The following is a 6,295-nucleotide window of genomic DNA, read 5'->3' as shown; positions in this document are numbered from 1 at the left end:
ATTCCCTCCATAGGAGATATCGCCCCGTGAAGCACATGGTAAAAACCATTAAACTCTTTGGTACGCTCCATAGCCACCAAATCCTTGGAATCCTGAACAACACAAATGACGGAAGTATCCCTTGTCTTATCCTGACAGATCCGACATGGGTCTGTGTCCGTAATGTTGCCGCAGACTGAACAGAAGTGAAGGTTACGTTTCACATTGACCAGCGCTTTGGCAAAGTCAATCACATCATCTTCCTTCATTTTCAGTACGTGAAAAGCCAACCGGGCAGCCGTCTTTGGCCCTACTCCCGGCAGGCGCGTAAAAGCGTCAATTAGCTTTGCAATCGGCTCCGGATAATACAATAGCGTGTTTCTCCTTTATGCAGCAGACTAGAACAAGCCCGGAATTTTCATGCCGCCTGTAAATTTACCCATATCATCATTAGCCAGTTCATCTGCTTTGGACAAAGCATCATTGACTGCAGTCAGCACAAGATCTTGCAACATTTCTACATCATCAGGATCTACAGCTTCCGGTTTGATCGTGATGGACAACACTTTTTTATGTCCATTTACCTCCACCGTCACAACACCGCCGCCAGAAGTTCCTTCGATTACTTTTCCGCCAAGTTCCTCCTGGGCTTTCAGCATTTGTTCCTGCATTTTTTTCACTTGCTTCATCATTTGGTTCATATTGTTCATTTCAATCATCTCCTTTAATGAAGTATACATCTAGACACTTGCTTTAATCTTTAATAACTACCAAATCTTCCCCAAAAAGTTGAATAGCTTCATCAATCCAGGGCTCCTTGGACTTTCCCGGCGCATCATGCTCCGGCTCTAGTTGCAATTCTTCGGCAGGCTGGTCGGAAACTCCTTCAATGGCAGCATTCCAATCCTTTTGCATCATCGTTACTAAACGATAAGGATGACCCAACTGCTCATGCAATACCTTCTCGATGACCTGCTTATTGGCAGGCTTTTCGGTAGTTTCACGATGAATATTGTTCTTAAATGCGACCAGTACACTGTCCTCTAACACAGAAACTGGCTCACCGTCCATAAACCAGGCATGAACCGTAACTTTCGCCTCTTTTACCCCTTGCAAAATCTGACTCCACTTACGCCCCGCTGCCGCGAATGCTTCGCTCGACTTCTCAGCGATATAGCGATCCAACTGGGAAGGGAGTTTGGCTGGTGCTGAAATCCGCGGAGCAGGGGCACGCCCCCCGGAAGCCTGACGGCCACCCGACGATGCCTCCTGCCCCCCTCCCACGGCCAATCCACCTTGCAGCGCGCGTTCCAGTTTCTTTTCCAGTTCAGCAAGCTGGCGCTTCAACATTACGACATCTTCCTGGTCAGCTGCAGCGTCAGAGCGTTGTGCGGTCGGCTGAGCAACAGCACCTGCTTCCCCCGGAATACTACATAGCTTCAATAGAGCTACCTCAAACAAGGTTTGGGGCTGTACGGCATATTTCATCTCGCTCTGGTAACGATTAAGGGTGTCAATCATTGCAAAGAGTTGCTCCTTGGTAAAAGCATCTGCCACTTCCTTAAATCGCTCTGGATCCAGCACTCGCTCCGTCATTTTGGTCGCCTGAGGCACCATCTTAATCATTAGCAGATCTCGGAAATAGTACAGAAGATTCTCCATGCACTTATCTGCACTTTTACCTTCCTGCATAAAGCTCTCGATCATTTGGAGCACCGTGCCCACATCTTCTTTCAGCAATGCTAAGGCAAGCTTACCGAATTGCTCGGACGCAATACCTCCCGTCATGTCCAGCACCTGCTGATAAGTAACCCGACCATCTGTAAACGAGGATATCTGATCCAAAACACTAACCGCATCTCGCATCCCGCCATCTGAAAGACGCGCAATGTACTGCAGTGCATCCGAATCAGCCTGTATGTTCTCCTGTTGACATATCAGATCAAGCCGCTCTGTCTGTTCTTCCAGCGATACACGGCGGAAGTCAAACCGCTGGCAACGCGAAATAATGGTAGCCGGAATCCGATGTGGTTCAGTCGTAGCCAATATGAACATCACGTGTGGCGGCGGCTCTTCCAGCGTCTTGAGCAGCGCATTGAACGCTTCCGTCGTCAGCATGTGCACTTCATCAATGATATAAACCTTGTGCCGCACTTCTGTGGGCGCATATTTGACTTTATCGCGCAAATCACGAATCTCTTCAACGCCCCGGTTGGAGGCTGCATCAATCTCCTGTACATCCATGACCGCTCCGGCCGTGATCCGTTTACAGGCTTCGCATTCGTTGCAAGGTTCCGGCGCAGGTCCATGCTCACAGTTGATTGCCTTGGCCAAAATTTTGGCCGCACTCGTCTTACCTGTTCCTCGTGGACCGCTGAACAGGTAGGCATGGGACGTGCGATTTTCGCGGATGGCATTCTGCAATGTCTGGATAATATGCTGTTGTCCTACCATGTCCTTGAAAGCCTGCGGCCGCCAAGCACGGTACAACGCTATATGTTCCAATGCGCGTTACCCTCTTTCCCATTCACTTTCATGACCATTCATGGTCACTTCATTATACTATACTCCCGTCCGAATCTAAACCAGACACCTTCCAATTTATAAAACACAAAAAAACATCTTCGCAATGATTGCCAAGATGTTCTAATTACCAATATATACCGTGCACCTGTTATTGATCGTTGTGATCCGAGCGGCAATCCTGAACAGCAACTCGGGCTAGGCAACCCTCCGGCACAAGAGTGGGCCTGCTTATGGCTGCTTCCTTCCGGACCTGACCAGGTTCACAAGTACTCATTGCGGAGGACCCAGCCGTCAACATTGTGCGCAGGGACCAGCCTCACATCAACAACACCTCTAACAGGAATTCAACCTCGCTATAGCGGATTGCGAGTTACAGGGCACCGCTACCTCCCCATCTAGCACGGTGAAAATAAGTATATCTTAAGGCCGCATAAAAAGCAAATACACATTATTACAAAAAGAGCCCTCTGCAGTCGCAGAAGGCTCTAATAACTTTATAACTTGCGGTAATCCATTAGATACCGTATTTCTTTTTGAAACGATCCACGCGTCCACCAGCATCAATAAATTTCTGCTTGCCTGTGAAGAACGGGTGGCAGGCGGAGCAAATCTCCACACGCAGAGATCCTTTCACAGAACCAGTTTCAAACGAATTTCCGCAAGCACAAGTGACAGTAGTTACGTTAAATGTTGGTTGAATAGCTTGTTGCATTGAACTTTCACCTCTTTCCGCCCTGAACGTCCTATCAGTCCAGAGTTGTATGAACACATGTTCACATTATAGCACTTGAATATGAGCGTTTCAACAACTCTTTTCTGCATTCAGAAACAGCGCAAAACAGGTGTATTTCAATTGCTGTGTGACCGTTTTAGGCCTTGGCAAATTTAGGACGGGCCTGCCCTTGCGGCGGTACATGAGTGTATGAACCGATGACTACATCCGGCAGTTCCTCACGATAAATCTCAAGCATTTGCTTCATGCCAAGGATCTCACCTTGAGCAGGTGGAATCAATTCCAGATAACTTTCAGGATCGATGTTCAAATTACGCATTTGAATCAGCTTGAGCTTAGTTCGTTTGGCAAATTCAATCATTGCCTCAATTTCTTCCTCTCGGTCAGTTACACCCGGAAAAATCAAATAGTTAATCGACGTATATACACCCTGCTCAGAAGCATAACGAAGTGATTTCTCCACATTAGCCAACGTGTAACCGCGCGGCTTGTAATACGCATTGTAATGATCATCCAGTGCACTAATGGTACTAACGCGCATCAGATCAAGACCCGCATCCACGATTCCCCGGATATGATCGCTCAATCCCGCATTCGTATTGATATTGATGTATCCCATATCCGTAATGGAACGCACCTCTTTGATCGAATCAATAATCAGTTTGGCTTGTGTGGAAGGCTCACCTTCGCAACCTTGACCAAAACTAATGATGGATTCCGGTGTCTTCAAATGTTCCAGCATAACTTCTACAATTTCTTCGACGCGAGGACGGAAGTTCATTCTTGTCTGCGGAGATACGAAGCCACTGTCATCTGGCTGTTCAGATATACACCCAAAGCAACCCGCATTACAAGAATAAGATACCGGAACTCCCCCCTCCCAGCGATTCAGGAATGTGTTCGAGGAAGTAAGGCATTCGTAGCCAAGCGCACAGTTAGACAAATGTTGGTACAGCCGATTTTCGGGATATTGCTCCGTCATCCGCTGAACACCCAATTTAACTTGATGGCGGTCACAGTTTTCCGGATTCCACTTGGACGGACTGTCACTCTGCTCAGCCGTTACATAAAATGCTCCGTCTTTCCAGACTACGGCCGAATAACCGAACAAGGGAAGCTTGTACTCCTTATCGGTCTTCACATATCCCGGCAGGCACAAGCGTGTAAAACCTTGCGGCAATAAAGCCCCTACTGCTTGCATATCTCCGGGAAGAGAAACCATTTCCCCTGTTTCAGGGTTCATACCGACCGGGCGAGTGCTGGGCAGGCTTACCAATGTAGCTCCTTCCGGTAACGGAATAAGCTCATCCTCCATGATTTCAACAATCATGTCTGCACTACGTGCAAGCCCATACAAAGAAGCATGATCATATACATTGCCTTTTTCGTCGGCATACACCAAATACATTTTGGAGCTCCTTTCGCTCCGTTAAGCCTACGCCATTAACAAAATGAATGATAACGACTGTGTACTTACGGAACAGATAAAATACATGAATGGGTTTTAGTTGGTTGAGGCCGGGACTGAGGCTGTGGTAGAACGCGTAGTTCTCCGTTGTTGCCCACCAGAACTGCTTTGCGAGCCACCAGAAGAAGGTGCCGCCAAATCAAACGAAGCCAGAAATTCAGCATTAGTCTTGCTATTACGCAGCTTTTTGAGGAAGCCTTCCACAAAATCATGGCTTTCCGTCATATTTTTACGAATGGCCCAGATCGTATCCAATTCTTCCTTGTTCAACAACACTTCCTCACGGCGTGTGCCGGAACGACGAATATCAATCGCAGGGAAGATACGACGTTCTGCCAGCTTGCGGTCCAAATGCAACTCCATGTTGCCTGTACCTTTAAACTCTTCATAAATGATATCGTCCATGCGTGATCCTGTATCAATCAGCGCTGTAGCAAGAATCGTCAAGCTACCGCCTTCCTCCACATTCCGAGCCGCACCAAAAAAGCGTTTTGGACGGTGAAATGCCGCCGGATCAATACCCCCACTCAAAGTACGACCAGAAGGAGGAATAACGAGATTGTACGCACGAGCCAAACGCGTGATGCTATCCAACAGGATGACAACATCCTTTTTATGTTCTACGAGACGTAGCGCACGCTCCAACACGAGTTCTGCCACTTTGATGTGATTTTCAGGAAGTTCGTCAAATGTAGAGGCCACAACTTCACCTTTAACAGAACGCTGCATGTCGGTCACTTCTTCAGGGCGTTCATCAATCAACAAGACAAAAAGCTCGATCTCGGGATTGTTGGTAGAAATGCTATTGGCAATTTCTTTGAGGAGAAGCGTCTTCCCAGCTTTGGGAGGTGCTACAATGAGTCCGCGCTGTCCAAGTCCGACAGGGGCCAGTACATCCATAATTCTCGTAGACAAATGGTTGGGGGAAGTTTCAAGGACTAATTTGGTTTGCGGATACAGTGGAGTCAGTGCAGGAAAGTGTAGCCGCTCAGCAGCTTGCTCAGGACTTCTTCCATTGACGGCGTTAACTTGAAGCAATCCAAAATATCGTTCATTCTCTTTTGGCGTTCGGCACTTACCGGAAACAAGATCGCCTGTTCTCAAGTCAAACTTGCGGATTTGTGAAGCAGAGATGTAAATATCTTCGGTACTCGGGAGATAATTGATCGGCCTCAGAAAGCCGTAACCTTCAGGAAGGATTTCCAGAACCCCTTGCATAAACATCAATCCGCTCTTCTCAGCTTGTGCACGCAGGATAGCGAAAATTAGTTCTTTCTTCTTGAGCGTTCCGTAGTACGGGATCTGGTATTGCTTGGCCAGCTTGTACAGGTCGGTCAGCTTCATTTCTTCCAGATCGGAAATTTGCAGATCCATATAATAACCACCTATTCAATTATTAAGTCCATTCATACATCTAAATGATAGACAATGATATCATAAACACCATTAACATAATTTTAACCAAAACAAATAAAGTTATGCAGCCATCTGCCTGGATTATACCGAATTATTCCGGTTTTCCGATAATTGATTGTTAGGTATGAACCACAATCTTTTATCAAGCAGCGGCTGCACAGGTGTTGCCCGTT

At 47.1% G+C, this 6,295-nt stretch carries 6 protein-coding genes and 1 other RNA gene (1 of these 7 running past the window's edge); all 7 read right to left on the bottom strand.

What is annotated here, in order from left to right:
- A protein-coding gene (recR, locus tag MHH57_RS00740) for a recombination mediator RecR (protein ID WP_013308227.1) crosses the window boundary here: on the bottom strand, positions 1 to 350 show its 5' portion. It extends 250 nt beyond the left edge of the window; the window shows 350 of its 600 coding nt (coding positions 1-350); the start codon lies at positions 348 to 350; its stop codon lies off the left edge, out of view.
- Positions 351 to 377: 27 nt separating this feature from the next.
- Positions 378 to 689, bottom strand: a complete 312-nt coding sequence (locus MHH57_RS00735) for a YbaB/EbfC family nucleoid-associated protein (RefSeq protein ID WP_013308226.1) — start codon at positions 687 to 689, stop codon at positions 378 to 380.
- Between the two features lie 43 nt (positions 690 to 732).
- The gene (gene dnaX, locus MHH57_RS00730) at positions 733 to 2,484 is read right to left on the bottom strand and encodes a DNA polymerase III subunit gamma/tau (RefSeq protein ID WP_029514887.1); all 1,752 of its coding nucleotides are present in this window, start codon (positions 2,482 to 2,484) and stop codon (positions 733 to 735) included.
- Positions 2,485 to 2,642: 158 nt separating this feature from the next.
- An RNA gene (gene ffs / locus MHH57_RS00725) (signal recognition particle sRNA large type) lies at positions 2,643 to 2,909 on the bottom strand.
- Positions 2,910 to 3,019: 110 nt separating this feature from the next.
- Positions 3,020 to 3,217, bottom strand: coding sequence for a 50S ribosomal protein L31 (gene rpmE, locus MHH57_RS00720; protein ID WP_013308223.1), 198 nt, complete (start codon positions 3,215 to 3,217; stop codon positions 3,020 to 3,022).
- 157 nt (positions 3,218 to 3,374) lie between these two features.
- Entirely contained in the window at positions 3,375 to 4,646 is a 1,272-nt protein-coding gene (locus MHH57_RS00715) for a radical SAM protein (protein WP_103050206.1), read from the bottom strand.
- Between the two features lie 96 nt (positions 4,647 to 4,742).
- A complete protein-coding gene (gene rho, locus MHH57_RS00710; protein WP_029514891.1) occupies positions 4,743 to 6,080 on the bottom strand; it encodes a transcription termination factor Rho in 1,338 nt (445 codons plus the stop codon).
- Between the last annotated feature and the right edge of the window lie 215 nt (positions 6,081 to 6,295).

Origin of the sequence: Paenibacillus sp. FSL H7-0442 (genome assembly GCF_038593105.1) — a bacterium.
Lineage (GTDB): Bacteria > Bacillota > Bacilli > Paenibacillales > Paenibacillaceae > Paenibacillus > Paenibacillus polymyxa_D.
Note: the sequence above shows the minus strand (reverse complement) of the source record. Positions and strands in the feature narration are given on the sequence as shown.